The sequence below is a fragment of the Maribellus luteus genome (assembly GCF_003576475.1).
Classification (GTDB): domain Bacteria; phylum Bacteroidota; class Bacteroidia; order Bacteroidales; family Prolixibacteraceae; genus Draconibacterium; species Draconibacterium luteum.
Genome location: NZ_QWGR01000008.1, coordinates 1 through 25,571 on the forward strand (window position 1 = coordinate 1; position 25,571 = coordinate 25,571).

The window sequence follows — 25,571 nt, forward strand, 5'->3', positions numbered from 1 at the left end:
AAAAAAGATGGAAGAACTACTACAGAAAACAAATAAATTTGGAGTTATAACCTGTAAACTTTTTTTAGGACGAGTCACACTTACCAAAGCACAGCTACACCATAAGTTTTACCGGGAACAACCAAAGTGGGAAAAAAGTGCCTGCATACGAGCAGATCTTTCGTCGTCTAGAATCGCCTTCCCGGCAGAATAACATAGCATCGAATTATGTTATCAAGAATTTGCGGTACTGAATAATTTAGTATATTCAACCCTTGGGTTTTCAAACCAAATCTAACCAAATTAAAACGAGAAGTCGGTTCATCAGAGCCGGCTTCTCTTTTTGCCGAAACCAGTGTAGCACAAGCATTTGGAATCTATCAGGCGCTTTTAAACAATGCCATTCCAAAGAAGGCCGATGACTTTATCCGCTATAATTTCTGCAATACAATCACCTCTTCCTGACCATCTTTACTCAGCGAAATTTCCAGTTTGGCAGCCGTTAATTTGGCGACGCCGTTAACGCTCTCTCCGTCGGAATTTATCCAGGTTATTGTAAACACATCTTCCAGACCCGAAGGCGTTAGTGTCGCTATTCTTTGCTGCTTTTTATACCCCAGCACTTCACCATTTAAGATCAATAGTTCCTTTTTGCTGTTACCGGTATCCACGACATCCACCAAATAAGTACCGTTGTAGTAAGGACTTACCGGTTTATAATTTTCGTCCACTTCTCTTTCGGTCTGGGTCTGTGTAACCGCCGGCGCTTTTTCGGTTTTTACCAACGCGGTAACTCTAGGAGCTGTGTTCGCTTTCTGAGGCAGTCCGCTTATGGTTGTGTTGACAGGCAACTCAGTGAGGTCCTTTAATGCATCCACCACCGCTTCACCAAACCCTTCGCGGTAATCTTTTGAACGCCCGGTTCCCTCGTTCGACCATATTACTTTGCTCATACAGTCTTTTAATTCCACCTTTACTTTGTTTCGCAGCAAACTCGATGCTTTCACCAGGTTTACGGTTAAAGTCTCGCAGTAATCTTCCGGCATCTGGTTGGTGGCAAAAATGCCTTTAATGGATTGTTTGTCCAACTCGGCCTGCACAACAGAGCTAAGGCCGTATGGGTTAATATCGTTCCCAAAATCATCAAAATGAGTAGGAATTAGTACGTATTTATAAGGCTGCTGGGCATTTACCGAAATACCCATCAGCAAAATGGCAAAAAGAATCAGATACTTCATTGTTATTCGTTTTTAGCGAACCGGAAAAGATACGCTTGTACAAACATACCCGCGTTTTTGATTTCCGGTAGATTGGCACCAAGCTAACAATTTTTTGCCATCTGACGAAGCATCTGCCAATGGTTCTTTTCCCCGAGCCAGAAAAAAAGTGGTGATACTGAGTAAGCGTGTTTCCCGGGAGTCCATAAAAAAGGCTTCCACTATTGTGAAAGCCTTTATGTTGGTTCGACACGAAATTATGCGTATTCCAAAACGAATTCGTTTTTGGGATTTCTCACTTTCTTCATTCCTTCCAGCCAATCGCCTTCTGCGTCCCGGTAGCCAATAGGAAGCATGGTAACGCTTCTCAGCCCCTTTTCTTTCAGACCCAGTAACTCATCGAGTTCATCACTGCTAAAACCCTCCATCGGGGTACTGTCGATCTTTAACTCGGCGGCCTGTGTAATGGACAAACTAAACCCAATGTAGGCTTGCCGCGCAGTGTGATTAAAATTCTCCTCCGCTGTTTGCGGCAGGTACAAATCCTTTAATTTGCTGGTGTAAGAATCAAAACGTCCCCGTGGTAACCCCCGCTGATCAGTGGTATAATTAAAAATCTGGTCTATTCTTTCTTCGGTATACCGGTCCCATGCTGCAAAAACGAGGATATGCGAACAATCGGCCACGATTTGCTGTCCCCAGGCTATCGGCACAATCTTGTCTTTTAACTCCTGGTTCGAAATAACAATCACCCGGAACTGCTGTAAACCCGAAGAAGTAGGTGCCAAACGGGCAGCTTCCACAATTTTTTCCACAGCTTCCTGCGATACTTTTTTGGTAGGGTCGTACTTTTTTGTGGCGTAACGCCAATTTAAATTCTCCAATAACATTTTCTGTCTCCTCAATTATTAGTAAATCAAAACATCGTCGAATAAGATTAGGAAAATAAGTTTATTGATTTGCTAAATCGTTTGCTACGGAAAAGAAGTACCTGCTTTTTCAGCTAAGGCAGACTCTTTTTAGTCTTGTTCAAGATTTTGGTAACAATTCGTTTCAGATCTTCGAGGTCTTCGATTGTTAAACCGATATCCTTCACCACTTTTTCAGGAACCAGCACTGCTTTGTTTTTCAACGAACCGGCTTTCTCGGTGAGTGTAATTTCAACCACCCGCTCGTCGGAACGTCTCCTGCACCGGTGAATTAATTCTTTCGCTTCCAGCCTTTTTAACAGTGGTGTAAGTGTTCCGCTATCCAGGTTAAGTTTCTCTCCTATCTGGTTGACGGTTTGCACTTCGTTCTCCCACAATACCATCAGAACCAGGTACTGCGGATAGGTAATATCCAACTCATCCAAAAACGGACGGTACCTGTTAATGATTTCCCTTGATAATGAATATATAGGAAAACAAACCTGACTCTTTAACTGTAACTTTTCCTCCATAAGCGAGCACAAATATAGCCCACAATTATATTGTGCACAATTTTATTTCCCAAAACACAAACAATGAATCAACATTTAACATTCAGAGAACAAAACAAGGTGCTAGCGCGAGTTTGCAGGAGGCGATCATTCTAAAACAGGCTAAAAATAAAAGAGGAACCATTTCTGATTCCTCTTTCTATTTAGTGTAAGCTTTTTGTTACGCTTGTGCAGTAGGACCACCAAAATTCATTGGCGGCATCATGGGGTCAGATCCCGGTTTTACGTTCTTTATCGGCCCGTGCATGGCTTCATATTTTGCAATATTATCCTGAAGTGCCAATAACAAACGCTTTGCATGTTCCGGTGTAAGAATAACTCTCGACTTGACATTCGCCTTTGGAATACCGGGCATAATCCGGACAAAATCCACCACAAACTCTGAACTCGAGTGCGTAATAACTGCCAGGTTCGAATAAGTCCCCTGAGCTACTTCTTCACTCAATTCAATATTGATCTGCTGTGACTTTTGTTTGTTGTCTTCCATATCTGCTTAACTTTTATGAATGTCTTCCGTCAACCAACCTGTCGTATTCTTCTTTCGATCCTACAACCAGGTTTTTGTATTCTTTCAGACCGGTTCCGGCCGGAATCAAGTGACCGCAAATTACGTTCTCTTTCAATCCGTCGAGGTAGTCCACCTTACCGTTGATCGCTGCTTCGTTCAGTACCTTGGTAGTTTCCTGGAACGATGCTGCCGATAACCAGCTGCGTGTTTGAAGTGCAGCCCTGGTGATACCTTGCAGAACCTGGCTGGATGTGGCAGGAATTGCGTCCCTGGATTCCACCAGTTTCTTATCTTTCCTACGAAGCTGAGAGTTTTCGTCTCTCAAACGACGGGCAGAAATAATCTGACCAGCTTTCATTCCCTCTGCATCTCCCGGATCGACTACAACTTTCTTGCTGTAAATCCAGTCGTTTTCAGAAGAGAATTCGTTCTTGTCAACCACTTGTTTTTCAAGGAAACGGGTATCTCCCGGGTCAACGATTTCTACTTTACGCATCATCTGACGGATGATCACTTCAAAGTGTTTGTCGTTAATTTTTACCCCCTGCATGCGGTAAACATCCTGTACCTCGTTCAGAATATATTCCTGAACAGCTGTCGGGCCTTTGATCGCCAGAATATCTGAAGGAGTGGTAGCACCGTCAGAAAGTGAGATACCTGCACGGATATAGTCGTTTTCCTGTACCAGAATCTGTTTTGACAGCGGTACGAGGTATTTCTTCACATCGCCGTTTTTAGCGGTAACAATAATCTCACGGTTACCTCTTTTGATTTTACCCAGTGAAACCTCACCGTCCACCTCGGAAACAACTGCCGGGTTAGAGGGGTTACGTGCTTCGAACAATTCGGTAACACGTGGAAGCCCCCCGGTGATATCGCCTGCTTTACCAGCAGCACGAGGAATTTTCACCAGAATAGTACCTGCTTTCACCTTCTGACCTGGAGTTACTGAAATGTGACCACCTACCGGAAGGTTGTAAGAACGAATCATTTCGCCCGCGTCGTCCATAATTTTCAGAGACGGGTTCTTCGTTTTATCCTTCGTTTCAATGATTACTCTTTCGCTATAACCGGTCTGCTCATCCGATTCTTCACGGAAGGTAATACCGTCAATCAGGTTGTCAAATTCAACTTTACCTTCAAACTCTGTGATGATAACACCGTTGAACGGGTCCCACTCACAAATCAAGGTACCTTTGCGGATTTCCTGACCGTTTTTCACATAAAGTTTTGCACCGTAAGGTATCGGATGCGTCGACAACGGAATGTTGGTATTCTTGTCGATGATTTTGAGTTCAGCCAAACGACTAACCACAATATCCATCTCCTTACCATCTTCCAGCTTATATTGTACAGAACGAAGTTCTTCAATTTCACAGTAACCGTCGTATTTTGATTCGATGGTTGACTGAGCCGAAATGTTACCTGCAATACCCCCTACGTGGAAGGTACGCAGTGTAAGCTGTGTACCAGGCTCACCGATCGACTGAGCAGCAATTACGCCGACAGCCTCCCCTTTCTGAACTTTAAGCCCGGTGGCAAGGTTGCGGCCATAACATTTGGCACAAACACCTACTTTGGACTCACAAGTCAGTACCGAACGAATTTCAACAGTTTCAATCGGAGAATCTTCAATTACTTTTGCGATATCATCTGTAATTTCATCACCTGACTTAATGATCAGTTGACCATTTAACGGGTGATAAATATCGTGAACAGTTGTTCTACCAATGATTCTTTCGAAAAGAGAAGCAACTACTTCTTCGTTACTCTTCACATCGGCAGCTACCAAACCACGCAGTGTTCCACAGTCGTCTTCCGAGATGATCACATCTTGTGCAACGTCCACCAAACGACGGGTTAAGTAACCAGCATCCGCTGTTTTAAGGGCGGTATCCGCCAAACCTTTACGGGCACCGTGGGTAGAGATAAAGTACTCCAGTACCGAAAGGCCCTCTTTAAAGTTCGCAAGAATCGGGTTTTCGATAATCTGAGAACCGGTAGAACCTGATTTTTGTGGTTTTGCCATCAAACCCCTCATCCCGCATAACTGGCGAATCTGTTCTTTCGAACCACGAGCCCCCGAGTCAAGCATCATGTAAATAGAGTTGAAACCCTGACGGTCGGTACTCAAAGTTTTCATTACCGACTGTGTCAGCTTGGCATTGGCATGTGTCCAAATATCAATAACCTGGTTGTAACGTTCGTTATTGGTAATGAAACCCATGTTATAGTTACTGATCACTTCTTCTACTTCCTCGTAACCATCGCTTACGATTACTTCTTTGTCTTCCGGAATAATAACATCGCCCAGGTTGAACGACAAACCGCCACGGTAAGCCATTGTATAACCAAGGTGTTTAATATCATCCAGGAATTTAACAGTAACCGCATTACCACTTGTGTTGAACACATCGGTAATAATGGTTCTCAACGATTTTTTGGTCAGAAGCTGGTTTACGTAACCGGCTTCGCGAGGAACAACTTCGTTGAAAATAACACGACCAACAGTGGTTTCGATGATGTGTTTGAAGAACTCACCGTTCTCGTCCACATCCTCTACTTTTACTTTGATAATTGCGTGCAGGTCGATGGATTTCTCGTTGTAGGCGATCATTACTTCTTCCGGAGAATAGAATGTCATCCCTTCACCTCTTCCACCTTTACGCGGTTTGGTCATGTAGTAAAGACCTAATACCATGTCCTGAGAAGGAACCTGGATAGGCGCACCGTTAGCCGGGTTCAACAAGTTGTGTGATGCAAGCATCAGCAACTGAGCTTCCAAAATGGCGGCATTTCCCAGCGGGAGGTGAACGGCCATCTGGTCACCGTCGAAGTCGGCGTTAAAACCGGTACATACCAAAGGGTGCAACTGAATAGCTTTACCTTCGATCAAAACCGGCTGGAAAGCCTGGATTGACAGACGGTGCAGCGTGGGCGCCCTGTTCAGCATAACCGGGTGTCCTTTCAATACGTTTTCAAGGATTTCCCAAACAACCGGGTCTTTACGGTCAACTATTTTTTTCGCTGATTTTACTGTTTTTACAATACCTCTTTCGATCAACTTACGAATAACGAAAGGCTTGTAAAGTTCCGCTGCCATGTCTTTCGGAAGACCACATTCGTGGATCTGCAGTTTAGGCCCAACAACGATTACCGAACGTGCTGAATAGTCAACACGTTTACCCAAAAGGTTTTGACGGAAACGTCCCTGTTTTCCTTTCAAACTGTCCGAAAGCGATTTAAGCGCACGGTTATTCTCCGTTTTAACAGCGTTTACTTTTCTTGAGTTGTCGAACAAAGAGTCAACCGCTTCCTGTAACATACGTTTTTCGTTACGTAAGATTACTTCAGGAGCTTTGATCTCGATCAATCGCTTCAAACGGTTGTTACGAATGATCACTCGACGATACAAGTCATTTAAGTCGGATGTCGCAAAACGACCACCATCCAACGGCACCAACGGACGTAAATCCGGAGGAATAACCGGAACCACGCGAACGATCATCCATTCGGGACGGTTCAGGTTTTTGCTGGCACGGAAAGCTTCTACCACCTGCAATCTTTTCAGCGCTTCGTTTTTACGCTGTTGAGATGTTTCAGTATTGGCTTTGTGTCTCAGGTCGTACGACAGTTCATCCAGTTCAAGTTTTGCCAAAATATCGTAAAGAGCTTCTGCTCCCATTTTTGCAATAAACTTGTTTGGATCATCATCGTCCAGGAACTGGTTTTCTTTTGGCAGTGTATCCAGAATATCCAGGTACTCTTCCTCGGTAAGAAAATCAAGGTCCTTTACGCCATCCTGTCTCTTAATACCTGAATTGATCACAACATAACGTTCGTAGTAAATGATCGAATCCAGTTTTTTAGTTGGCAAACCCAGCAGGTAACCAATTTTGTTTGGCAACGAGCGGAAATACCAAATATGTGCTACAGGCACCACCAGCGAGATGTGTCCCATTCTTTCGCGGCGTACTTTCTTCTCGGTTACTTCCACACCACAGCGGTCGCAAACGATCCCTTTGTAACGGATACGCTTGTATTTTCCGCAATGGCATTCGTAGTCTTTAACAGGTCCGAAGATACGCTCACAGAATAAACCGTCTCTTTCAGGCTTGTAGGTTCTGTAGTTAATGGTTTCCGGTTTCAAAACCTCGCCGTATGATCTTTCCAGAATTTCTTCCGGTGAAGCCAAACTGATCGAAACTTTTGAGAAACTCGTTTTTGCTTTATTATCTTTTCTGAATGCCATAATTCAAATTAAATTCAATTAAACTGAACCTTTAAAATATCCTACTCCATGCGAACGCTTAGTCCAAGACCACGCAATTCGTGAAGCAGTACGTTCAACGACTCCGGAATACCAGGCTGCGGCATTGGTTCACCTTTTACAATGGTTTCGTATGCTTTTGCCCTACCCATTACGTCGTCCGACTTAACGGTCAGAATTTCCTGAAGGATATGAGAAGCACCAAAAGCTTCCAGCGCCCAAACTTCCATCTCACCAAAACGCTGACCACCAAACTGAGCTTTACCACCCAATGGCTGCTGTGTAATAAGTGAGTACGGACCGATTGAACGGGCGTGCATTTTGTCTTCTACCATGTGGCCCAGTTTCATCATGTAAATAACCCCAACGGTTGCAGGTTGGTCGAATGGCTCACCGGTCTCACCATTGGTAAGTACCGTTTCACCAAAACGTGGCACACCAGCTTTGTCAGTATATTCACTAATTTCTTCCAGGCTCGCACCGTCAAAGATCGGGGTAGCAAATTTCAGCCCCAGTTCTTTTCCGGCCCATCCAAGAACCGTTTCGTAAATCTGTCCAAGGTTCATCCTCGAAGGTACACCCAGCGGGTTCAAAACAATGTCAACCGGTGTACCGTCTTTCAGGAACGGCATATCTTCCCGGCGAACAACGCGCGATACAATACCTTTGTTACCGTGACGACCTGCCATTTTATCACCAATCTGGAGTTTACGTTTTTTAGCTACGTAAATCTTCGCCAACTGAATGATACCGGCTGGAAGTTCATCTCCAATGGTAACATTGTATCTTTCGCGACGAGAAACCGCTTCGGCTTCTTTGCTCTTCATGATGAAGTTGTTGATTACCCGGAAAATCAGATCGTTTTTGTCTTTGTCCGTTGTCCATTTTGCAGGATTAATGTTCATGTAATCGATCTCCTGGAGTTGTTTCAAAGTGAATTTCACACCTTTGGCAACTACTTCGGTTCCGTAATAATCTTTAACACCTTGCGAGGTTTTACCGCTTACCAACGTGAAGAGTTTGTCTTCAAGTTTTGCTCTCAAAGCTGCAATGTCACGATCCAGTTTTTCATCGATCTGATCAAGCAGTGTTTTGGTAGCTTTCCCTTTTTTGTCTTTGGTAACGCGCGAGAACAATTTTTTATCGATCACAACACCTGTTAATGAAGGAGAAGCTTTCAATGAAGCATCTTTCACATCACCGGCTTTGTCACCAAAAATCGCCCGTAACAGTTTTTCTTCCGGAGAAGGATCAGACTCACCTTTTGGGGTAATTTTTCCGATCAGGATATCTCCCGGTTTTACATTTGCACCGATACGAATCAAACCATTCTCATCAAGGTTGCGTGTAGCTTCCTCACTAACGTTTGGAATATCGGAAGTAAATTCTTCCACGCCACGCTTGGTATCGCGAACTTCGAGGCTGTATTCGTCCACGTGAACCGAAGTGAAGACATCTTCACGAACGATTCTTTCTGAAATCACAATCGCATCCTCGTAGTTATATCCCTGCCATGGCATGAATGCCACCATCAGGTTCCTTCCCAATGCCAGTTCCCCGTTTTCAGTTGCGTAACCTTCCGTCAAAATCTGGCCCTGCTTAATGCGCTGGCCTTTTTCAACGATCGGCTTCAGGTCAACTGTAGTTCCCTGGTTGGTTTTGGTATATTTCATTAAATTATAGGTTACCACTTCAGGATCGAAGCTTACAAAGCGATCGTCTTCTGAAACGTCGTAACGTACTATAATTTGCTTGGCATCTACAAATTCGATAACACCGTCGGCTTCGGCTTTCACCATAATGTTTGAGTCGGCGGCAGCTCTTCCTTCCAGACCGGTACCAACAATTGGCGCTTCAGGGCGAAGCAGTGGTACGGCCTGACGCATCATGTTCGATCCCATCAAGGCTCGGTTGGCATCGTCGTGTTCAAGGAAAGAAATCAGTGATGCTGCCACAGAAGCAATCTGGTTAGGACCTACGTCCATCAATTCCACCTCCTGTTTTTCAACCACCGGGTAGTCACCATCCAAACGTGCTTTTACACGCTCGTTAACAAAGTATCCTTCTTCGTCAATCGGCGCGTTTGCCTGAGCAATGATTTTTCCTTCTTCTTCTTCGGCTGTCAAATAAACAGCTCCCTCGGGAGAAAGGTCTACTTTACCGTTTTCAACTTTACGGTACGGAGTAGAAATAAAACCAAGATCATTGATTTTGGCGAACACACACAACGAAGAAATCAAACCGATGTTCGGACCTTCAGGTGTTTCAATCGGACACAAACGTCCGTAGTGGGTGTAGTGAACGTCACGAACCTCGAAACCGGCTCTTTCACGCGAAAGACCACCAGGTCCCAGTGCCGACATACGACGTTTGTGTGTCATCTCGGCCAGCGGGTTCGTTTGGTCCATAAACTGCGACAGTGCATTGGTTCCAAAGAATGAGTTGATAACCGACGAAAGTGTTTTTGAGTTGATCAGGTCGATCGGAGTAAACACCTCGTTATCGCGTACGTTCATACGTTCGCGAATGGTACGGGCCATACGAGCCAAACCAACACCAAACTGGTTGAACATTTGCTCGCCTACGGTACGTACCCTACGGTTACTAAGGTGGTCGATATCGTCAACATCGGTTTTAGAGTTCACCAACTGAATGAGGTTCTTGATAATCTCAATGATATCCTCTTTGGTCAACACTCTGTTTTCCATGTCAACATCCAGACCCAACTTTTTATTGATCCGGTAACGCCCCACTTCTCCCAAATCATAACGTTTGTCAGAGAAGAACAATTTATCAATTACGTCGCGGGCAGTCGCTTCATCCGGCGGTTCGGCGTTACGTAACTGACGGTATATGTGCAACACTGCTTCTTTCTCAGAGTTACACGGGTCCTTCTGAAGGGTATTGTAAATAATAGCAAAATCCTGCTGATTCTGATCTTCTTTGTGCAGAAGAATGGTTTTCACCCCAGAATCCAGGATTTCTTCAATGTGGTCTTCTTCGATCTCTGTTTCACGATCGATAATAACCTCATTACGCTCAATTGATACCACTTCACCTGTATCTTCATCAACGAAATCTTCAACCCACGATTTCAACACACGGGCGGCCAGTTTGCGACCCACTAATTTCTTTAAACCTGTTTTGGAAACTTTAATCTCATCGGCCAGATCAAATATTTCAAGAATATCTTTATCGCTTTCAAAACCGATGGCACGTAAAAGAGTGGTAACAGGTAATTTCTTTTTCCTGTCGATGTAGGCAAACATCACACTGTTGATGTCGGTGGCAAATTCGATCCACGAGCCTTTAAACGGAATAATACGTGCTGAATAAAGTTTGGTACCGTTGGCGTGCATGCTCTGCCCGAAGAATACCCCGGGAGAACGGTGCAGCTGAGAAACGATAACCCTTTCTGCTCCGTTTATGATGAAGGTACCTTTTTCGGTCATATACGGTACAGTACCAAGGTAAACGTCCTGCACTACCGTATCAAAATCTTCATGTTCCGGATCGGTACAGTAAAGTTTTAACTTCGCCTTTAATGGTACACTAAAAGTTAGACCACGTTCGATACATTCTTCGATGCTGTATCGAGGAGGATCTACCTGGTAATCCAGAAACTCAAGAACGAAGTTGTTCCTGGTATCTGAAATCGGGAAGTTTTCTTCAAAGACTTTGAACAAACCTTCATCCTTCCGGTGATCGGGAGTGGTTCTTAACTGGAAAAAATCTTTAAATGATTTAACTTGTACTTCTAAGAAGTCAGGGTAATCAAACCTGGTTTGTGTTGAGGAAAAATTAATCCTCTCTTGTGTTGTATTTACTGTCATGTATTTATACAGGTTAATGATATAAAATATAAATACACAAAAAGGTTTAGAACCCAACTTCCGCGGGATTCTAAACCATATTACCTATAAAAATAGGTAGCAATGCGTTATTTCAATTCTACTTCAGCTCCGGCTTCTTCCAACTGAGCTTTCAGCGCTTCAGCTTCTTCCTTTGAAATTTTTTCTTTCAAAGCTTTTGGAGCACTGTCAACTACTTCTTTTGCTTCTTTTAAGCCAAGACCAGTTAATTCTTTAACGAGTTTAACAACTGCAAGTTTAGAGGCACCTGCTGATTTCAGAATCACGTCAAACTCAGTCTGTTCAGCAGCAGCTTCTTCGCCACCGCCAGCGGCTGGGCCTGCAACTGCAACTGCAGCAGCAGCTGGTTCAATACCATATTCATCTTTAAGGATGCCAGCTAATTCGTTAACCTCTTTAACAGTCAAGTTTACCAACTCTTCTGCAAGCTGTTTTAAATCTGCCATTTTTATTACTTTTTAAATTATTTCGTAAAAAATTATTTTTTCTCTTTCAGTGTTTCTAGAACACCATGAATAATAGTACCACCTGATTGCAGCTGACCAACAACTGTTTTGATCGGTGATTGTAAAAGGGCCACAACGTCTGCGATAAGCTCGTTTTTAGATTTAACTGAAACCAGCGCATCGAGTTGTTCTGCTCCCATGTAAACTGATTCTTCAACAAATGCAGCCTTTAAAACAGGCTTCTTTTTCGTTTTGCTGAATTCTTTGATCAGTTTTGCAGGAACGTTACCTGTAGAGGTAAACATTACCGTTGTATTCCCTTTAAGTGCATCGAAAATCTCTTCAGCATTCTTTGACGAATTCTCAAGAGCTTTACGTAAAAGAGTATTCTTAACAACAACCAGTTTTACATCTTGTTTAAAACATAGTCTCCTTAAATCACTGGTATCGGCAGCATTTAGTCCACTAGTGTCTGTCAGATAAAAATGGTCGTATGAATCTATCTGTTCTTGTAAATTATTGATAATAACTTGTTTCTCTGAACTCTTCATAATTCCTATTTTTATTCTGCAAACGACTTAGATTCTACCTGAATACCAGGGCTCATGGTACTGGATAAATAGATACTCTTAATGTAGGTTCCTTTTGCAGCTGTTGGCTTCAGTTTGTTGATCATGTTGATAAACTCAACGGCATTTTCCTTGATCTTTTCGGGAGTAAATGATACTTTACCGATAGATGTGTGAACGATACCAAATTTATCTACTTTGAAATCAATTTTACCTTGCTTAACTTCTGATATTGCTTTACCAACTTCCATGGTTACGGTTCCGCTCTTTGGGTTTGGCATCAAACCACGCGGACCAAGGATACGACCCAGCGCACCTACTTTTCCCATAACCGGAGGCATAGTGATAATTACATCAATATCTGTCCAGCCACCTTTAATCTTCTCAACAAAATCGTCGAGACCTACATAGTCAGCTCCGGCGTCTCTGGCTTCCTGTTCTTTGTCAGGAGTAACCAACGCCAAAACACGTACCTCTTTTCCTGTTCCATGGGGTAACGAAACTACGCCTCTAACCATCTGGTTAGCTTTTCTTGGATCAACTCCCAAGCGTACGTCAATGTCAACAGAAGCATCAAACTTAGTAAAAGTAACTTCTTTCACCAGTTGTGCCGCTTCATCAATTGAGTAAACTTTTCCTTTCTCAAGTTTTTCCAAAGAAGCTTTTTTATTTTTCGTAATTCTGCCCATCGTAAAAGATATTTTTAGTTATTAGAATGGTGAAGTACCTTTAACGGCAATTCCCATACTTCTGGCAGTTCCAGCTACCATTCTCATTGCTGATTCCACTGTAAAGCAGTTCAGGTCTGACATTTTGCCTTCGGCAATTTGCTTTACCTGATCCCAGTTCACTGAACCCACTTTTTTTACGTGAGGCTCTGATGAACCACTTTTTACTTTAGCAGCTTCCAACAGCTGAACAGCTACCGGAGGTTGTTTAATTATGAAGTCAAACGACTTGTCTGCATAAACAGTGATAATCACCGGAAGCACTTTCCCTGGTTGGTCTTGTGTTCTTCCGTTGAACTGCTTGCAGAACTGCATAATGTTTACCCCCTTGGCTCCTAATGCTGGTCCTACCGGTGGTGATGGATTAGCAGCACCACCTTTGATTTGTAATTTAATTAATGCAGCAACTTCTTTCGCCATAACAATAAATTAAAGCGTTACTATTCCTTTTCGACTTGCATAAAGCTAAGTTCCAAAGGCGTTTTACGACCAAAAATCTTCACCATTACTTGCAGCTTCTTCTTCTCTTCATTGATTTCCTCAATGGTTCCGTTAAAGCCGTTAAATGGTCCATCGATAACTTTCACAGTTTCTCCAACCACATATGGGATATTGATTTCTTCGTCGGTTTCAGCTAATTCATCCACACGACCTAAAATCCTGTTTACCTCGCTTTGCCGCATCGGTACCGGATCTCCACCCTTGGTGTCGCCTAAAAATCCGATTACGTTAGGAAAATTCCTTAGTGTGTGTGCAACTTCACCCACTAAAGCGGCTTCGATTAAAACATACCCCGGGAAAAAGTTTCGCTCCTTGCTGATTTTTTTACCATTTCGGATTTGATAGACTTTTTCCGTCGGAATGAGAACCTGATCAACAAAACCTTTTAGATCTCCGTTTGCGATTTCGTTTTCGATATATTCCTTTACCTTCTTCTCCTTGCCTCCAATCGCACGCAGAACATACCATTTTTTACTATTTTCGCTCATCTCGACTTAAAGGTTTTGATTAATAAAATAATCCATAAATAAAACTCATTATGTTTCTGAATGACAGATCCATAAAGAAGATAACTAATGATATAATAAAGGAAGCAATCATTACTACCAGTGCGCTACTTTGTAGCTCTTTCCAAGTAGGCCATGTTACTTTGTGTACGAGTTCGTCGTACGCCTCTTGCAAGTAAATTTTTAATTTCATGTGATAATTTTATTATCTACGCAACAAATGAAACCTGCGTAATCTTCTCTTTCCTTAAGAGAAAAACTTATGCATGCTTCATTCTAAAGGTTCATTGTTTTGTACGAAAGGTAAGCTTCGAACTTACTGTTTACAACCACTCCCATCTGAGATTCTTTCGTGAGTAGTCCCGGGCCGAAACCCGGGACTAATATCTTATCGAATTGTATTATTCAACAATTTCAGTTACCTGACCAGCACCTACTGTACGTCCACCTTCGCGGATTGCGAAACGAAGACCAATGTTCAGAGCCACTGGGTAGATCAATTCTACTTCGATTGATACGTTATCACCAGGCATAACCATTTCGCGGCCAGCTTCCAGGTGAATTTCACCAGTTACGTCCAATGTACGCAGGTAGAACTGAGGACGGTATTTATTGTGGAATGGAGTGTGACGTCCACCTTCTTCTTTTTTCAATACGTAAACCTCAGCTTTGAATCTTTTGTGAGGAGTGATTGAACCTGGTTTTGCCAAGATCTGTCCACGTTTGATTTCTTTTTTGTCAACACCACGCAACAACAAACCTACGTTGTCACCAGCTTGTCCATCGTCCAAAATCTTACGGAACATTTCAACCCCTGTACATACAGTCTTACGACCTTCTGCACCCAAACCAATCAACTGCAGTTCATCACCAGTGTGAACAACACCAGTTTCGATACGACCTGTTGCTACAGTACCACGACCAGTGATCGAGAATACGTCTTCAACCGGCATCAGGAATGGTTTGTCAATATCACGTGGAGGCAGCGGGATCCAAGTATCACAAGCTTCCATCAATTCCAATACTTTTTCTTCCCATTCTGGTTCACCATTCAATGCACCAAGTGCAGAACCTTTGATAACAGGAGTATTATCACCGTCAAACTCATAGAAATCAAGCAACTCACGGATTTCCATTTCAACAAGTTCCAATAACTCTTCATCGTCAACCATATCCACTTTATTCATGAATACGACCAATTTAGGTACGTTTACCTGACGAGCAAGAAGAATGTGTTCACGCGTTTGTGGCATAGGACCATCAGTAGCGGCAACAACGATAATAGCACCGTCCATCTGAGCAGCACCAGTTACCATGTTCTTAACGTAGTCGGCGTGACCAGGACAGTCAACGTGTGCATAGTGACGAGTAGCTGTCTGATACTCTACGTGCGCGGTATTTATAGTAATACCCCTTTCTTTTTCTTCCGGAGCATTGTCAATTTGGTCAAATGCTTTAACTTCTGACCATCCTTTTTTAGCTAATACCATAGTAATAGCTGCAGTCAGGGTAGTCTTACCATGGTCAACGTGGCCAATAGTACCAATGTTAACATGGTCCTTATCCCTTACAAACGTTTGTTTAGCCATAATTGCAAAATTTTAATTTATTTATCTTTAATTCATCTGAGCCGAAGACGAGAATTGAACTCGTGACCTCATCCTTACCAAGGATGCGCTCTACCCCTGAGCTACTCCGGCCTTACACACAAGAAGAGATGGGAATTAAGAGCAGTTATTTACTCAAAATTCCGATCCCTAAATTGAGCGGGAAACGGGACTCAAACCCGCGACCCTTAGCTTGGAAGGCTAATGCTCTATCAACTGAGCTATTCCCGCTTATACTTTCCACGCAAAAAATGCGGTGCAAAATTACAACTTTTTTCCAAACTACCGAATAAAAAATTCACTATCCGATAAAATCGGTAAATTTTTCTTGTACTTCGGTAAAAATCAAGCAAAACCATGTAACCAATTCGCACCTGATTTTCTTCGAAAGCCCAATATATTCAGCTGTTGTAAGAACGCCCCTAAAAAGGGTTTGCAAATGTAAAAATTATATTTTAAAAACCTAAAACTTGATCGTCAAATTTTAAATTTTATTTGTTTTTAAGTTTCTCCTTGTATTTATCGATTTGCTTTTTGAGTGCATCTGTCGCCAAATCAATTGCTTCCTCAAAAGAATCAGCCTGTTTCTTCGCGAATAAATTGTCTTGTGCAGGAATTGAAAGCTCTAACTCAGCAACCTTGTTATTTGCTGCTTCAGGCTTAATAACTTTTAAAGTCACCTCAGCCTTGATAATGCCATCAAAAAAAGTATCCAGTTTCCCTACCTTTTTATTTACGAAATCTACCAATTTCTGATCGGCATTAAAATGTACTGAATTAATTTTTACTTCCATAATTAATCGTTTTTATCACCACGAGGGTGGGCTTGTTTATAACTGTCGCGCAGCTTCTCGAAGGTTGTATGCGTATATACCTGGGTAGCTGCTAAATTTGAATGTCCTAACAACTCTTTTACCGCATTTAAATCGGCACCTCTGTTCAATAAATGAGTGGCATAAGTATGGCGTAAAACATGGGGACTTCTCTTTTCCAATGAGGTAACCTTCCCCAAACTATTCTTTACCAAACGGTAAACAAGCTTTTCGTAAACCTGTTCTCCTTTATCTGTCACCAGTAAATACTCGGTCTTATGCCCAAACTCTTTGTCCCGTGCTCCAATATAATCATTTAATAGCTCGTTTATCTCGCGCGGATAAGGAATTACTCTTTCTTTTTGCCTTTTTCCCAAAACCCGGATCAAATATTCTTTTGAGTCGATGTCCCGGTCACGCAATCCAATCAGTTCCGATAACCTCATCCCTGTTCCGTAAAACAATGAAAGTATCAACTTGTCCCTAACGCCAGAAAAGGTACTGTCAAAAACCAACCCGTCATCCAGTAAATGATTCAAACTGTTTTCATCTACAAAGGTTGGCAGTTTCTTCCTCACTTTTGGCAAGGTAAGATTTACCGCCGGGTTGGAAACAACAATCTCTTCGCGCATCAAATAATTATAAAAAGACTTCACCGAGGTTACTTTCCGATGAATACTTCTTGGAGTCAATCCTTGCTCCATAAGCTCAAGCAGCCAACTTCTCACCGAACCGAAATCAACCTCTTTAACATGAAATTCCCCGATCACTTTTGTGTAAAAATCCACAAACTGATCGAGGTCATTTTTATATGCCACTACCGTATGAGGAGAGTATCTCTTCTCATACTTCAAATAGTTGATAAACGATTCCTGATAACTCATCGGCCATCTCTACAAAAAATCAGGAACCACTAAACTAGTTAGTCTTCCTGTTGCTGCAAACCTTGTACGTAAGCTGCTTTCTTCAACTCTTCCCTTCTCTTTACCGAAGGTTTGGTAAATTTCTGACGTTCGCGCAATTCCTTAATTACACCTGTCTTTTCGAATTTTCTCTTGAACCTTTTCAAGGCTCTTTCAATATTTTCGCCCTCTTTTACCGGAATAATAATCATATCTATCGGTTTTAACTTTTTTAAATTGAGGCGCAAATTTAGAAATTATTCATACTATATCAAATTTAAAGTAAAAAAATAATAATTCCTATCTGCTAAATTCAGTTTTAGGATTTTTAACGACAGGTAAGATACGGTCTGACTCGCTCGAATGTCACGTCATCAAACCCCTGTAATGCAGCAACTTCGGCAATACTTTTGAATGCCCCCAGTTTCTCTTTTCTGTCCAAAATCTGGGCTACCTGCTCTTTAGATAAATATGGATGACGCAACAGTTCGGCAAACTCTAAAAAATTGATCCTCATTTTTCTGATCTGGAGAGTATCGGTGTAGATATAGTCTTCGAGCCTGTGGAAAGTATCCTCCGGAAAGTTGTAAACCTCCAGCAGTTGTTTGGGGGTATAATAGCCTCCCAACAATTCACGGTACCGAATGATTCTTTTTGCATAGGCTGGTCCAATTCCCGGCAATTTAATCAGTAAAGCAGAGTCAGCACTATTTAACTCAACCATTGGAATCTCATCGAAAGAAGGTACGATCACTTCATTTACCGAATCAAGCTTTATGAATGGTTTTACTTTGATGAACAGAACAGAGTCCACTCCGTAAATTTTGAGCATATCATCAGCTTTTCGAAATACGCCACCGCTTAAACGGTAATTCACCAGGTTGCTTGCCTGGTAATTAGTAAAGCCCATAGTTCTCAACTCTTCTTTTGTAATTGTATTCGGATCGAAATAGTCAAGAGCTTTCATCTCGGGCTTATCTATTCCCGAAGAAGAAGATCTTAACTTCTCTGAAGGAATTTCCAGGTACTTCTCCACCACCTCATAAATAGAATCAGTCATTCCGTATATCTTCCGGAAATCACTGGCTGTTTTAAACCGACCTCCTGCACGCCTGTACGATACTATATTTCTTTTTATGGGTTCCGGAATATCCAGTGAATCAAGTTGAGGGCGTGAAATACTATTGGGATTAAATGAGAAAAGCCTTCTTGATTCATTTTCCGGGATCTCCATTTCAGCTTCCCATTCTTCTAGCAGTTTCTTTATCTCAGAAAAATCGGTTCCCTCTTTTGGCGGCAAGTAATCTACCAGGCCGTTTATAAGTACAGAAACAAAAAGAAGACCGGCCAGAATAAGTATGGCATTTCGATCCGACCTCGAATAAGTAAGGTATTGACGTTTTATGCGTTGTAGGAACTTCTTCATTGTGCTCGGAAATAAAGATGAAGATTAGCACATTACAAGTTATTAAAAATGAACGAGTAAAGCAACGCAAAAAAAAAGCCGGATCTACCGGCTTTCATAATTTTCAAGTATCGTTTCTATGTAATTCCTTTTATGAAAAGTGCAGCAACGGCTATTATCCCGATGGCTACCGGAGCGATGTACCGGATGATAAAAAAGACGACTTTGTAAAGCGATGATTTCAACTGTCCCTGATTGCTCAGCTCGTCCAGGAAATTGATTTTGCCCAACTTCCAACCGACAAATATTACAATTAACAAGGCCCCAAAAGTTAACATGATGTTGGCCGAAGCAAAATCGAGCAGCCCAAATATTGTTTTTCCGAAAATGAGGAAATTGCTCAATACGCCAAACGACAATGTTGCCAACACTCCCAAAACACTAATCGAAACGGATGCAATTAAAGTAGCCTTTCCTCTTGATAATTTTAATTCTTCCTTCAAATAGGCAACCACAACTTCCAGCACCGAGATGGTGGAAGTGAGCGCAGCCACACACAAAAGAAAAAAGAAAATAACGGCAAACACCACACCTCCGGGCATAGCTTTGAAAACATTGGGCAGCACTTCAAAAACCAATCCCGGGCCGGGCGACATCTGATCAACCGATCCGACCGAGAAGGCAAAAATGGCAGGAATTACCATCAGACTTGCCAGAATGGCGATGAAGGTATCAGTAAAAGCTACCTGAGAGGCAGTCTTTAAAAGGTGATTGTCTTTTTGAATATAAGAACCGTAGGTTATGAGCGTTCCCATACCGATACTCAATGAGAAAGCTGCCTGTCCCAGGGCCATTAAAACCGTCTTAAAATTAACGGCCGACCAATCGGGGATAAACAAATAACGAATCCCCTCGCCGGCACCGGGTAAAGTAACCGAACGCACCACAACCAGTGCAATCAGAATAACCAATACCGGCATAAGTATTTTGGTGAACTTCTCTATTCCTTTTTTGATTCCGCCATACACCACCAATCCCGTGATTACCATAATCACCAATTGCCAGATAACAGGACGCGCCGAACTTGAGCTAAAACCGGCAAAATTCGACACCATATCATCGGTATGTAACAGCTTTCCGCTGACTGCCTGCACCAGGTACTCCAAAGTCCAACCAGCCACCGTGCTGTAAAACGAAAGAATGGCAAAGGCGGTTATAATTCCGAGCGAGCCTACCAAATACCACGGGCTTTTGGGTGCAAGCTTCTTAAACGAGCCAAAGGCATTGAGCTGGGCACGCCGCCCGATGGTGAACTCAGACAGCATTACCGGAATCCCGATAAGAATGATAAACCCGATATAAAGCATCAAAAAAGCTCCCCCTCCGTTTTGAGTAGTTACAAGCGGGAACCTCCAGATATTCCCCAAGCCTACCGCAGAACCGGCAGCTGCAGCAATAACACCAAATTTAGAGCTAAAAGAGTCTCTGTTTCCGGAAGGAAGATTTGCCATAAAATTTCAGTTAAATATTTTATACTCAGATATGCTTACGATTTCTCATGCTTTGCGCACCAAAAATGCAAAAAAATAATTCTATCCGATATAAAACCTGGCAAAAAAGGGAAAATTAAAAAGGATAACCGATTGCAAAGTTCAGGTTGAAATCGTCTCCGGTGAGTTTCCGGGTGCCAATGATCCACCTTTTGCCAGCCTCAGCAGACGGATCGCGTAATTTCATTCCCAAATCGAAGCGCAGGATAAAATAATTCAGGTTGAAACGAAAACCGGTACCTGTACCAACTGCAATCTGTTTATAAAACTCATTTATGTGAAAGCGAACACCTTCTCTTTTGTAATATTTGTTGATGGCCCAAATGTTTCCGGCATCCAGAAAGAGCGCTCCTTCCATTCTCCCAATCAGGTTGTAACGATACTCCAGATTGGCTTCAATCTTTAAGTCAGACGATTGGTTGGGGTAAAAGCCATCGGGAGCTTTATAATTACCAGGTCCCAGCGACCTCACCTGCCAGGCACGTATGCCGTTGGCACCTCCGGCAAAATACTGCTTCTCGAAAGGCAGCAATCCTGAATTCCCATAAGGGAAACCAATACCGAAAAAAGCGCGCCCCACAATGCTGTTATACTGGTCGATCTCAATGGCTCTGCGAACCTCAATATCGGCCTTCAGGTATTGGGCAAACGGGGTTCCCAGATACCGGTAGTATTCGATCAGGCTGTTTTCGTAGTTTGGATCCTGATATTTACTCCGCCCGGTGATTTTAGACAAAGCCCACAATGAGTTTCCAGCCGATTCAACATTCAACCGAGCATAGGTGTAATTGCTTTTCACGCCTAAATGCTGATTGTTGTATACCAGCGAGTAGTTTGTGGCAAAAATAAAATGATCGGTAAAACTACTTTTGATGTACAAATCCTGAATAGAATCAATAAAAGCCTGATCAAATTCAAATAAATGGACAAAATTAACGTCCATCAAATTCCACAAATGGCTGAAGTTTTGTGACGTTTTCCAGTCGTATCCAAATCTTAGGTTGGTGATGGTTCGTGTGTATTCCGGCCTTCGCTGGTAGTTAAAGCCCATGTTTAACACCGTTTTCGGAAGGTTCTTTTCAAAGCTTCGGATAAACTTACCAGGCCCCAGCAACTTGGGAATATTCAAACTGTTCTCGATACCAAATTCGCGTGTATTAAACGACTCTGAACCATTATCCACCTGCCGCTGCATTCGCTCAACAGCACCTTTTAAACGGATCTGAAAAACCTCGGCCCCCCGAAACAAATTCCGGTGCTGGTAGTAAATGTTTCCTGCCACCCCGAGGTTTCCCGAGGTATTGGTCCCTTCCAGGTCGAGTGATATTGATTGTTTACTTAGTGGCGACAAACGCACATTACAGTCCAGCAAGTTGGAGTAAGGATTATCTGCAGCCTCTTCAAACTGAATATCAACATACCTGAACTGCCTCAAGCGGTTCAGCGCGTTAAACGTATTTTCTACATCGGTAGCGTTGTATAAATCGCCACTTTGCATTTGTGTGGTCCGTCGAAAAAGATTGGCCGGATAGTAAATCGAAGGAGCCAGAAACAACCTGGCATTGTCCCACTCAAGGGTATCGGCAAATACATTGGCAGCCTTGCCCTGAGAAAGATTAGGCGCTGTTCCCGGAATAATGGAATAATAGAAATTATTGAAATAATAGGGCCGGAGTATTTTTGTAGAATCAACCTGCGAATTTCTCGTTTCGCCAATATACAAATCCAGCGCTACACGTTTTTCAAGTTGCGTGGTATCGGCTTTGTACCTTACCTGGTTTTTGGAAAAATAAAAATATCCCTTGTCCCGGTACAACTTTACGATCCGCTCCTGCTGTTTTTGTAAATCATAAATATCAAAAGGAACTCCTCTCTTAAATTGAAGGCTCATGGAATCTTTCTTGAAAATCTCCTCCAGTTTTGGCGTGGCAAAATGATAACGGACATCGTTTATCGTGTACCTTTCGCCCGTTTCGATGTTGAAGGTCAGCTTCGCCTTTTTCTTTTTATCTTTTAGGTCCAGTCCACTCGTAATATCTGCGCGGTAATATCCTTTGTTATCGAGGTATTGCTTTAACTGTTCTTTCGACCGGTCTGTCATCACCTCGTCGTACAGTTGCGGTGCTTCCCCAATTCGCTTCAGCCAGTCGTCCGTTTTCTTTTTCGACGACATATTGTACAATATCAGGTAAAACTTTACAAACCCAAGTATCTTGTAATTTTCCTTCTGCCGGATAAATGATTTGGCTTCGTCCTTGTTTATCTCTGGATTATCCACCTCCAGTTCCACTTTATTCAAAAGATACTTATCCTCGGGAACAAATCTCGTGGTTGAACAGGAAGCAAGTATCAACACGGCCAACACGCCAATAAAACCCTTCCCAATCCTTTCGGTGATATAACGGTATAAAATCAAATTCAAATTTCTTTTAATGCACAAAAATAAAGAAGACTTTTTAACAGAAACAGTAACTTTACTCCAAATAATATACGAAGGTGATTTTTTCTCGATGATAAGTAAATCAAAAATCAAACAACTTTCTTCGCTTGCGATAAAAAAATACAGAAACAGTGCAGGTTTGTTCCTGGTTGAAGGTGATAAAATGGTACTGGAACTGGCAAAATCGCACATTGGTATTGCAGAACTTATTGTAACCGGCGAATTTGAGCAGTCGGTTCACAACCATGGTCTGCGGGCCGAAACCATTACCCTTGTCAGCAAAGATGAGTTAAAAAAGGTAAGCCTGTTAAAAACGCCTCAAAACAGTCTGGCTGTTTGCCGCATACCCGAACAGAAACCGCTTCCGGAAACCTTGTCTGACGACCTGACGCTTTACCTGGATGGCATCCAGGATCCGGGAAACATGGGAACAATTATTCGAATCTGTGATTGGTTTGGCATCCGGAATATTTTCTGTTCCGCTGAAACTGTCGATCCGTACAATCCCAAGGTTATCCAAGCCAGCATGGGATCGTTTGCCAGGGTAAGCGTTACCGAGTGCGATTTTATGCAGTTCAGAACTATCGCCCAAAACTCCGGGGCATGCATTTACGGCACTTTTATGGAAGGCTCAAATGTGTACACCGAAAACTTATCCAAAAAATCGGTGCTGGTAATGGGAAATGAAGGGAACGGAATCAGCGATGCCATTAAGAACGCAGTTGATCAGAAAATCAGTATTCCCAATTTCTCGGAAAATGAACACAAAGCCGAGTCACTCAATGTTTCGGTAGCAACGGCCATTCTTTGTTCCGAGTTTAAAAGGAGTGTTGGCAGAGTTTAGTGTTTAGAGTTTAAAGTTCAGAGTGATCTGCAACACAGCAATACGGCGACATAGCAACACCGAACTTCAGGCTATTGCTAAATTGTGAAACTGTTAAATTGCAAAGGGCATGAGGCAAAGGGCATGGAGGACAACTCTGAACCCTGAACGTTGAACTCTGAACTACAGGCTGCGAGCTTAGAGCTTCGAGTAAAACACCGCATCACAGCAACACCTTTCCTTCAGATTGCTTCTCCGTCCGTCGGCTGCCGGACGAATCGCAATGACGTCCGGTTTTGTTTTCGTTTGGCAGCGGACATAGGGTGTCGTAACTGGAAATTGTCAGCTGCTGTCCGCTGCCCGAATACCTCCGCTTTGGTGTCATGGCGAGCGTGCGAAGCCAACTCTTTCGAAGGAAATTGTCAAACTGCAAAACAAGCTAAGCTACGAGCTGTTAGCCACAAGCTTCAAGTTTGTCAGGTATTCATTTCCCAACTGAATACTGAATACTGAGACTGTAAACTGCGACTACAGCACCCCCTCCGTCATTCCGACGTCAAAGCCGCCTGAATTCTTCGTCCCCCTGAATGGGAACAAACAAGCTCCCCGTTTTTGGAAACCATGGGTACACCGGAAGAAGTAAGCATTCACTAAAAGGAAATGGCGATGACATCCGAGGAAATAAGCATTCACTAAAAGGAAACTACGATGACATCTGAGGAAATAAGCATTCACTAAAAGGAAACTGCGATGACATCCGAGGAAGTAAGCATTCACTAAAAGGAAACTGCGATGACATCCGAGGAAGTAAGCATTCACTAAAAGGAAATGGCGATGACATCAGAAGAAGTAAGCATTCATCAAAAGGAAATTGACCGCTCAGAGCGTAACAATTGACCGCTTGAACTCAAACAATGCCTGCTCAGCTTGCAACAATAAGCAAGTTAAAGGGTAAGCTCTATGTTCTCCGGACGTTTATGCTTCCATCTCCGGTGCGACCAAAGGTAAAGCTCCGGTGCTTCATGAATAATTTCTTCCATTTTCCGGATGTAGGCCAGCAAAATATCTTTATGCTGAAGTTTGCCCGGCTCTTTAATCAACAATTCCACATTGGCTTCATAATGTCCCCTGCCGGTCTTTTTCATGTAAACAAAAACAATGGGCTGGTTGGTTTTAATCGCGATCTTCTCGGGCCCGATAAAAAACGGAGCTTCGCGGTTTAAAAAATACGTCCAGAATGGTGAGTCAGCCGGCGGAGTCTGGTCGGAGGCAAGCCACAAAGTACTCGGAATATTGTTTTTCATGTATTCGAGTAAAGCCCTTGCTATTTTGTGAATAGGAATTGATTCTCCGCCCCATTTTTCGCGCGAATGCAAAATAAAATGTTCCATGGCACTGTTGCCACGAAGCGGGCTGTAAACCATCAAAAGCTTATGCTTTGACTTGGCCTGCAAATAACTCCCCCACTCCCAGTTACTGTAATGAAACCCCAGAGTGATCATACTCTTTCCTTCGTCGGCAATGGCATTTCCAATTTCAAGGCCTTTAATCTTCACCCGCTTCTCCATATCTGCTACCGTCATACTGTGAAGCTTTACTGTTTCCAGCGAAAAATCGCAAAAGTGACGGTAAAACTTCCCTGTAATCGCTTTAATTTCCTCCTCCGTTTTTTCGGGGAATGCATAAGAAAGGTTTTCGAAGATTACCTTCTTCCGGTATCTTACAACGTACCTCAAAACAACGTACATACAATCGGAAATCAGGTACAAAACGGGAAACGGTAAAAACGAGATTATTTTTAGCAACAGTACCAGTATCTTGTTCAATACTCTTCGTAGAAAACTTTCGTAATACCTGCTGTCTTTTTTAACTAAATCTTTATCAACCATACTTTGTAAATTATCCGGTTAACGAAAAGGCCAACCGTGTCGTCATTTTTCAGGCCAAACTACCTTT

22 protein-coding genes and 2 tRNA genes are annotated in these 25,571 nt (G+C 42.7%); 2 read left to right on the top strand and 22 right to left on the bottom strand.

Translation table 11 applies throughout. From position 1 onward, the window contains the following. On the top strand, positions 1-193 hold a 193-nt coding region (locus D1614_RS26075), incomplete at its 5' end, for a hypothetical protein (RefSeq protein WP_206610031.1). 217 nt (positions 194-410) lie between these two features. Here D1614_RS26075 and D1614_RS14395 read toward each other — a convergent pair. From D1614_RS14395 to tamL, 21 genes are all read right to left on the bottom strand, one after another. Further along, positions 411-1,217, bottom strand: coding sequence for a hypothetical protein (locus D1614_RS14395; RefSeq protein ID WP_119438665.1), 807 nt, complete (start codon positions 1,215-1,217; stop codon positions 411-413). 236 nt (positions 1,218-1,453) lie between these two features. Beyond that, entirely contained in the window at positions 1,454-2,080 is a 627-nt protein-coding gene (locus D1614_RS14400; RefSeq protein ID WP_206610032.1) for an NAD(P)H-dependent oxidoreductase, read from the bottom strand. Between the two features lie 119 nt (positions 2,081-2,199). Further along, positions 2,200-2,637, bottom strand: coding sequence for a MarR family winged helix-turn-helix transcriptional regulator (locus tag D1614_RS14405; protein WP_119438667.1), 438 nt, complete (start codon positions 2,635-2,637; stop codon positions 2,200-2,202). Positions 2,638-2,836: 199 nt separating this feature from the next. Next, positions 2,837-3,163, bottom strand: a complete 327-nt coding sequence (locus D1614_RS14410) for a DUF3467 domain-containing protein (protein WP_119438668.1) — start codon at positions 3,161-3,163, stop codon at positions 2,837-2,839. A gap of 13 nt (positions 3,164-3,176) precedes the next feature. After that, a complete protein-coding gene (gene rpoC, locus D1614_RS14415) occupies positions 3,177-7,436 on the bottom strand; it encodes a DNA-directed RNA polymerase subunit beta' (RefSeq protein ID WP_119438669.1) in 4,260 nt (1,419 codons plus the stop codon). Positions 7,437-7,477: 41 nt separating this feature from the next. Then, positions 7,478-11,287, bottom strand: coding sequence for a DNA-directed RNA polymerase subunit beta (rpoB, locus tag D1614_RS14420; RefSeq protein WP_119438670.1), 3,810 nt, complete (start codon positions 11,285-11,287; stop codon positions 7,478-7,480). Positions 11,288-11,394: 107 nt separating this feature from the next. Further along, entirely contained in the window at positions 11,395-11,772 is a 378-nt protein-coding gene (rplL, locus tag D1614_RS14425) for a 50S ribosomal protein L7/L12 (RefSeq protein WP_119438671.1), read from the bottom strand. Positions 11,773-11,804: 32 nt separating this feature from the next. Beyond that, a complete protein-coding gene (rplJ, locus tag D1614_RS14430; protein ID WP_119438672.1) occupies positions 11,805-12,323 on the bottom strand; it encodes a 50S ribosomal protein L10 in 519 nt (172 codons plus the stop codon). Between the two features lie 11 nt (positions 12,324-12,334). Next, positions 12,335-13,030: a 50S ribosomal protein L1 gene (gene rplA, locus D1614_RS14435; protein ID WP_119438673.1), complete on the bottom strand. Its 696-nt coding sequence runs from the start codon at positions 13,028-13,030 to the stop codon at positions 12,335-12,337. A gap of 21 nt (positions 13,031-13,051) precedes the next feature. Beyond that, entirely contained in the window at positions 13,052-13,489 is a 438-nt protein-coding gene (gene rplK / locus D1614_RS14440) for a 50S ribosomal protein L11 (RefSeq protein WP_119438674.1), read from the bottom strand. Between the two features lie 20 nt (positions 13,490-13,509). After that, complete coding sequence (nusG, locus tag D1614_RS14445) at positions 13,510-14,058, bottom strand: transcription termination/antitermination protein NusG (RefSeq protein ID WP_119438675.1); 549 nt, start codon at positions 14,056-14,058, stop codon at positions 13,510-13,512. Between the two features lie 19 nt (positions 14,059-14,077). Then, on the bottom strand, positions 14,078-14,269 hold the full coding sequence (gene secE / locus D1614_RS14450) for a preprotein translocase subunit SecE (protein ID WP_119438676.1): 192 nt from the start codon (positions 14,267-14,269) through the stop codon (positions 14,078-14,080). Positions 14,270-14,477: 208 nt separating this feature from the next. Then, the gene (gene tuf, locus D1614_RS14455; protein WP_119438677.1) at positions 14,478-15,665 is read right to left on the bottom strand and encodes an elongation factor Tu; all 1,188 of its coding nucleotides are present in this window, start codon (positions 15,663-15,665) and stop codon (positions 14,478-14,480) included. A gap of 39 nt (positions 15,666-15,704) precedes the next feature. Beyond that, a tRNA-Thr gene (locus D1614_RS14460) sits at positions 15,705-15,776 on the bottom strand. A gap of 65 nt (positions 15,777-15,841) precedes the next feature. Further along, positions 15,842-15,914 (bottom strand) — tRNA-Gly (locus D1614_RS14465). 260 nt (positions 15,915-16,174) lie between these two features. Beyond that, positions 16,175-16,477, bottom strand: a complete 303-nt coding sequence (gene hpf, locus D1614_RS14470) for a ribosome hibernation-promoting factor, HPF/YfiA family (RefSeq protein WP_119438678.1) — start codon at positions 16,475-16,477, stop codon at positions 16,175-16,177. Between the two features lie 2 nt (positions 16,478-16,479). After that, positions 16,480-17,379 (bottom strand): tyrosine-type recombinase/integrase, encoded by a 900-nt coding sequence (locus D1614_RS14475; protein WP_119438679.1) that lies wholly within the window; start codon positions 17,377-17,379, stop codon positions 16,480-16,482. Positions 17,380-17,417: 38 nt separating this feature from the next. Next, complete coding sequence (rpsU, locus tag D1614_RS14480) at positions 17,418-17,609, bottom strand: 30S ribosomal protein S21 (protein ID WP_119438680.1); 192 nt, start codon at positions 17,607-17,609, stop codon at positions 17,418-17,420. A gap of 116 nt (positions 17,610-17,725) precedes the next feature. After that, positions 17,726-18,823: a helix-hairpin-helix domain-containing protein gene (locus D1614_RS14485; RefSeq protein WP_119438681.1), complete on the bottom strand. Its 1,098-nt coding sequence runs from the start codon at positions 18,821-18,823 to the stop codon at positions 17,726-17,728. Between the two features lie 116 nt (positions 18,824-18,939). Beyond that, positions 18,940-20,313, bottom strand: a complete 1,374-nt coding sequence (locus D1614_RS14490) for a sodium-dependent transporter (protein WP_119438682.1) — start codon at positions 20,311-20,313, stop codon at positions 18,940-18,942. A 115-nt stretch (positions 20,314-20,428) separates the two neighbouring features. After that, the gene (tamL, locus tag D1614_RS14495; RefSeq protein WP_194086711.1) at positions 20,429-22,768 is read right to left on the bottom strand and encodes a translocation and assembly module lipoprotein TamL; all 2,340 of its coding nucleotides are present in this window, start codon (positions 22,766-22,768) and stop codon (positions 20,429-20,431) included. Positions 22,769-22,784: 16 nt separating this feature from the next. Between tamL and D1614_RS14500 the strand changes: the two genes are divergently transcribed. Further along, the gene (locus D1614_RS14500; RefSeq protein WP_241558114.1) at positions 22,785-23,636 is read left to right on the top strand and encodes a TrmH family RNA methyltransferase; all 852 of its coding nucleotides are present in this window, start codon (positions 22,785-22,787) and stop codon (positions 23,634-23,636) included. A 923-nt stretch (positions 23,637-24,559) separates the two neighbouring features. On the opposite strand, the gene D1614_RS14505 is transcribed toward D1614_RS14500, so the two are convergent. Then, on the bottom strand, positions 24,560-25,504 hold the full coding sequence (locus tag D1614_RS14505) for a lysophospholipid acyltransferase family protein (protein WP_119438684.1): 945 nt from the start codon (positions 25,502-25,504) through the stop codon (positions 24,560-24,562). Positions 25,505-25,571 lie beyond the last annotated feature (67 nt).

Excerpts from the sequence above, each read along its gene's own strand:
- D1614_RS14395 (WP_119438665.1), bottom strand. The coding sequence starts at position 1,217 with ATGAAGTATCTGATTCTTTTTGCCATTTTGCTGATGGGTATTTCGGTA.
- D1614_RS14405 (WP_119438667.1), bottom strand. The coding sequence starts at position 2,637 with ATGGAGGAAAAGTTACAGTTAAAGAGTCAGGTTTGTTTTCCTATATAT.
- D1614_RS14410 (WP_119438668.1), bottom strand. The coding sequence starts at position 3,163 with ATGGAAGACAACAAACAAAAGTCACAGCAGATCAATATTGAATTGAGT.
- rpoC (WP_119438669.1), bottom strand. The coding sequence starts at position 7,436 with ATGGCATTCAGAAAAGATAATAAAGCAAAAACGAGTTTCTCAAAAGTT.
- rpoB (WP_119438670.1), bottom strand. The coding sequence starts at position 11,287 with ATGACAGTAAATACAACACAAGAGAGGATTAATTTTTCCTCAACACAA.
- rplL (WP_119438671.1), bottom strand. The coding sequence starts at position 11,772 with ATGGCAGATTTAAAACAGCTTGCAGAAGAGTTGGTAAACTTGACTGTT.
- rplJ (WP_119438672.1), bottom strand. The coding sequence starts at position 12,323 with ATGAAGAGTTCAGAGAAACAAGTTATTATCAATAATTTACAAGAACAG.
- rplA (WP_119438673.1), bottom strand. The coding sequence starts at position 13,030 with ATGGGCAGAATTACGAAAAATAAAAAAGCTTCTTTGGAAAAACTTGAG.
- rplK (WP_119438674.1), bottom strand. The coding sequence starts at position 13,489 with ATGGCGAAAGAAGTTGCTGCATTAATTAAATTACAAATCAAAGGTGGT.
- nusG (WP_119438675.1), bottom strand. The coding sequence starts at position 14,058 with ATGAGCGAAAATAGTAAAAAATGGTATGTTCTGCGTGCGATTGGAGGC.
- secE (WP_119438676.1), bottom strand. The coding sequence starts at position 14,269 with ATGAAATTAAAAATTTACTTGCAAGAGGCGTACGACGAACTCGTACAC.
- tuf (WP_119438677.1), bottom strand. The coding sequence starts at position 15,665 with ATGGCTAAACAAACGTTTGTAAGGGATAAGGACCATGTTAACATTGGT.
- hpf (WP_119438678.1), bottom strand. The coding sequence starts at position 16,477 with ATGGAAGTAAAAATTAATTCAGTACATTTTAATGCCGATCAGAAATTG.
- D1614_RS14475 (WP_119438679.1), bottom strand. The coding sequence starts at position 17,379 with ATGAGTTATCAGGAATCGTTTATCAACTATTTGAAGTATGAGAAGAGA.
- rpsU (WP_119438680.1), bottom strand. The coding sequence starts at position 17,609 with ATGATTATTATTCCGGTAAAAGAGGGCGAAAATATTGAAAGAGCCTTG.
- D1614_RS14485 (WP_119438681.1), bottom strand. The coding sequence starts at position 18,823 with ATGAAGAAGTTCCTACAACGCATAAAACGTCAATACCTTACTTATTCG.
- D1614_RS14490 (WP_119438682.1), bottom strand. The coding sequence starts at position 20,313 with ATGGCAAATCTTCCTTCCGGAAACAGAGACTCTTTTAGCTCTAAATTT.
- D1614_RS14500 (WP_241558114.1), top strand. The coding sequence starts at position 22,785 with ATGCACAAAAATAAAGAAGACTTTTTAACAGAAACAGTAACTTTACTC.
- D1614_RS14505 (WP_119438684.1), bottom strand. The coding sequence starts at position 25,504 with ATGGTTGATAAAGATTTAGTTAAAAAAGACAGCAGGTATTACGAAAGT.